Origin of the sequence: Paenibacillus doosanensis, from assembly GCF_025060755.1 — a bacterium.
In the GTDB taxonomy this organism is placed as follows: domain Bacteria; phylum Bacillota; class Bacilli; order Paenibacillales; family NBRC-103111; genus Paenibacillus_S; species Paenibacillus_S doosanensis.
Window position 1 is genome coordinate 1 of sequence record NZ_JANYUY010000100.1, and the last position, 4,426, is coordinate 4,426.

General features: G+C 54.2%; 5 protein-coding genes. All 5 read right to left on the reverse strand.

All coding sequences use genetic code 11. The features are described 5' to 3' along the window. Nucleotides 1–269: 269 nt before the first annotated feature. Nucleotides 270–1,841: a GMC family oxidoreductase gene (locus tag N0M98_RS33405; RefSeq protein ID WP_259620488.1), complete on the reverse strand. Its 1,572-nt coding sequence runs from the start codon at nucleotides 1,839–1,841 to the stop codon at nucleotides 270–272. Further along, nucleotides 1,831–2,430, reverse strand: a complete 600-nt coding sequence (locus N0M98_RS33410; protein ID WP_249860086.1) for a gluconate 2-dehydrogenase subunit 3 family protein — start codon at nucleotides 2,428–2,430, stop codon at nucleotides 1,831–1,833. Before N0M98_RS33410 ends, N0M98_RS33405 begins: the two co-directional genes overlap by 11 nt. Nucleotides 2,431–2,437: 7 nt before the next feature. Continuing rightward, nucleotides 2,438–2,830: a hypothetical protein gene (locus tag N0M98_RS33415; protein WP_259620489.1), complete on the reverse strand. Its 393-nt coding sequence runs from the start codon at nucleotides 2,828–2,830 to the stop codon at nucleotides 2,438–2,440. A gap of 31 nt (nucleotides 2,831–2,861) precedes the next feature. Beyond that, nucleotides 2,862–4,118, reverse strand: coding sequence for a nickel-dependent lactate racemase family protein (locus tag N0M98_RS33420; protein ID WP_259620491.1), 1,257 nt, complete (start codon nucleotides 4,116–4,118; stop codon nucleotides 2,862–2,864). An 18-nt stretch (nucleotides 4,119–4,136) separates the two neighbouring features. Then, nucleotides 4,137–4,426: hypothetical protein (locus N0M98_RS33425; protein ID WP_259620490.1), on the reverse strand; the 290-nt coding region annotated here is incomplete at its 5' end.

The following is a 4,426-nucleotide window of genomic DNA, read 5'->3' on the forward strand; positions in this document are numbered from 1 at the left end:
AGGGGGGAGTTATCCCCATGTGGATATTGGTTTCAAAATTTCGCTGGTCCCACTCCCACTTATTCACAGTTGTTGATCCGCTCCTGGATGATCGCCACCGCATTCTTATGCGCTTTCGAAATTCAGGGTTAATTCTACGATAGCCATTGCCGCAAATCCTCCTTGTTATCATCGATTCTTGCCCTTCTATTGTTCTATTGTACGGTTTATGCCCTGTTTCATCAATGAAAAGAAGCCTCTTGCCGCGGTTGCGGGGGAGAGGCGATAAACTACAGCTCGAGGCGTGCGCCCTTGGCTTTAATATAGTCTGCGGTACGTGCGGCAAGCGCCATGACGGTATTCGTCGGGTTACCGCCGCCGGAGGTGACGAAGATGCTGGCATCGCAAATGAATAAGTTGGGAATATCATGGGTTTGACCGTAAGAGTTAACGACGGATGCGGTAGGGTCATTGCCCATTCGACAGCCGCCCATCAGATGCGCCGTGTCGGGTACGATAATCTCCGGTTTGCCGCCGGCCGCCTCCAGAATGGAGTTCATGGTGCCTACGGCATGGTCGATCAACCGGCGGTCGTTATCTCCGTAGCTGAAGGCGACCGTAGCTCGGGGTATGCCGTGTTCGTCTTTTTCATCGCTTAAAGTAACCCGGTTATCCGGATTCGGAAGAACTTCACCGACCATTGTGATGCGTCCGTAATAATTATAGTCCCACATCGTTTCGCGCAATCGAGCTCCCCATACAGGAACGGGGGAAGAACGGGCCACTCCTTTGGCGAAGCCGACAGGACGGGCGCCATGGGCATGCAGCGTGTAACCCCGGACAAAATCCCGTTCGGCGGAGGTTTCATAGAAGTCCTGGGTGCTGGCGAGCACAGGCGTGCCTTTATAAAGGCGAATTTCTTCGTTAAATTTGGCATAGACGTCATGGCTGCTGTGGGTCATAATCCCTTTGCCTACCCAACCGCTGCTGTTGGCCAGCCCGTCCGGAAACTGAGCGTTGGCCGAATGAAGCAGAAGCCGCGGAGTTTCGACGACAAAGGCGGACAGGATAACCAGGCGTGCGCGCTGCTCATATGACTTTCCTTCATGAGTGAACATAACGCCCTCGGCTCTTCCGTCGCGGTTCATGATGATTTGTGTGACCATACAGTCGGCCAGAACTTCCGCCCCCGCCTGCATCGCCTTAGGGATATGTACGATTAACGTGCTGAATTTGGCGTTGGGCATGCAGCCTTGATTACAAAACCCGCGATTGATGCAAGGAGGCCGATCCTCGAACGGAGCCGACAAGATAGCCAAAGGAGTGACGGCCGTGCGGATGCCGAGCTGCTCGCAGCCTTTTTGAAACACGAAAGCGTTCGGACTAAGCCGATCCCGCTCAGGATAAGGATACGGACCATGAAAATTGCCCCACGGAAAATGCCTAGGTCCGGCCACAGCGATTTCTTTCTCGATTTTATCGTAATAAGGAGCCAGATCTTCATAACCTATCGGCCAATCGTCGGCTACGCCGTCACGGGTTTTGGCGAGAAAATCGCTGTCGTGAAAGCGCAGAAAGACGCCGGTAAAATGAACGGTGCCTCCGCCCACGTTTTTTCCCGAGTTATTATGCCCCATCTGCAGAGGATCTTCGCCGGTTACGATCCGGGTATCCTGCCAGCCCAGCTTTTGCATCGACAGCTCGTCGCTCGCAAAATCTTTTTGCGGATTGAGGAACGGGCCCGCATCGAGCATGACGACGCTCATACCGGCTTCGCTCAGCTCCTTGGCCAGCACGCCGCCTGCAGCCCCTGCCCCTACGATGACGACGTCTACGACTTCCCCTTCGTATTTACGCTTCATATTTCGGCTTCGCCTCCCATGGGTCAAGCTGTCCGGGATGCATGCGCACATAGCCTCTCGGATAGGCCGGTCCGCCATAGCCGATTTCCGACCATACACGGGGATGAGAGTAATACGCTTCGGCGGCCAACATAAGCAATCGAAGGAAAAAAGCTTCTTGCGGAACTTGCTTCCATAGTTCGTGGGGCGTGCCGTCCCCGGTGCTGATCGACTCCATGATTTGCCGCTGCCTGTCGTAAGCAAGATGGAAAAAGCGATCGGTGTACAGAAGCTGGCACGATTCGTCCAGCGCGTCCAGACCGATCCGAATGAGTGCTGGGGAAGGAGGAATACCAGGTTTTCGCTCGCTCTCCGTGCCCTGGGACAAGCTTTGGTCGATATGCTCGATGACATATTGGATGATCTCTCCCCGATCGTCGTCCATCAGCAGGGAGCACCAGGCACGCAGCATCTCCGCTTCGGTTACTTTCAGAAAGCGATAATCTCCGCCGGTATGAAGGCGGTCGTTGACGAGTTTGCGGGTATTCGGGTCCCATTCATGTTGTGCGGCCATAACATCGTAGGTCGGGTAGTGGCTTTCTTTGTTCATCTGACGGCTACCTCCAATACACAGCTAGTAAGCCTAACGCACAAATAGCGATAAACAGCACGGGAAGAACGACCGGAGGTCCTGTAAGAAAGTTTCTCATGGTCCATCCCCCAACTCTTACGCCGACACCGTGAAAATGATAATAAAATCCGGCGGAGCCTATGACCACTCCGAGCCACATTAAGGCGGCGAACAACAGCATCAGCCATTCGGGCCTGACGAAGACAAGAACAATCCCGGTCAAGCTGAATAAGGGAGATGCGATGACGGGTGCCCACATGGATTTATGATGGAAATTTTGCCTGTAATGTGAGAGACTCACCTGAGCTCCGATGGCGACAAACGCAACGGCGACGAATAAGATGAGCACACGGTCGAGGGACCAGTTCACCCAATGCATAGGATATCCTCCATTCGTTTATAGGACGGAATTACTGCACAGACGGCAGCTGCGGAAAGGTCATGGAACCGAAGGGCATGATGGCGACATGTTGAGCACGGCTATGCACGACCTCGTTTACACACTTCTGCAGCTGTTCCGCCGGTAGGATGCCGAGGAGTTCAATTACAGCCGGCGGGATGGAGGAATGCAAATAGACGCGGTGCTTGGATAAAATATCGTCCAGATGCAGCAGTTTGTGCGCTCCCAGTTGAAACGACTGCTTCAGCTTGGCTACGGCTCGTTCCCGGTCCATTGTTTCGGTCCAGTATTGGAACATGCCGTTGCCGAATATTTCCGGACACTCAGCGGCCATGATGATGGTGCCTCCGGCTTTGGTCATAGAGGAGGCGTTGCGCAGCGCTTTAATGGATTGATACAGCTGCGTATCCTTAGGGTATCCTCCGGGAGAAACGATGGTGACGTCATACGTTTGGGATACCGGAACGAGAAAGCGCGCTGAAGCAAGGCCCACTCCTGTGCGGTGAGCGGCAACGGCATGGCCGGCGACCGCCTCCAAAACTTGACGGTTATGATCGACGACGACATTGAGCAGGAAGTCTGCGGAAATGAACTGAAGCGCTTCTTCCAAATCGCTATGAATCGGATTGTCCGGCTGACCGGGAACGGCTTGGTGGCGCAGCGACAGGCTGTGATTATGCTCGATGCACCGCTGGGACGCTACGCCCGGAATGAGCGCTTTGACGCCCCCGGCAACGCCAACGAGCGCATGAGGCTCGATATTGCCGGTTACCACACGTAAATCGGCCTTGGCTACCGTACGGTTAATTTCGACGGGAGTGCCGGCCGTTGTCGTTCCCAGGTGAATGCAATCCTCCACATCGGCGGAATGATTATGGACGCGGATGCGCGAGAATACGTCGTCGCCGACAAGCCGCTTCATCTCCTCACGGGTGTGCTTGCGATGCATCCCCAAGGCGATGACGATGTCGATGGACGTATCGGGAATGCCGCCGCGATTCAGCTCGTCCAGCAGCAGGGGCAGCAGCAAATGGCTCGGACACAGCCTGGTTCCGTCGCTGATCATAACGGCCGCGCTTCGCTTGCCTTGGGCCAGCACGGACAATGCAGGGGTGTCTATCGGGCTGCGCAGGGCATTAAGCACGCGCTGCCGGGAAAGCGAATCGTCCGCCGATTCTTCGTCCGCCCGGTACATAACCCGGTCCGCTCTTTGAACGTCCGGCAAAGTAAAGGGAATCTTAGTTTTACCATAAGGCAGGGAATAAATGCTTTGGCCTCCTTCGCATTAGGATGCGAACAGTTCAATTATTTCCATTAGCCTTGAAAATATCCTCGTTAGACGACTTTGCAAGGGGAAACCGCATGAAGCCTCCGCAGGAGCAGGGCAGAGGGATTTTCTTGGTTTTATGCGGTGGTTTTTTTTGCTATGATAAAATAAGATAGATAAATAGGGCTTGCTGAACGGGTCGCAATTTACGGCATCACGGGTAAGCGGAATGAGAGGGTCGACCAGAGCCATTGCAAAAAAGGCAAAAAGAGAACCCGGAGTCTCTTTTCGAGGTTCATGACTAGCAG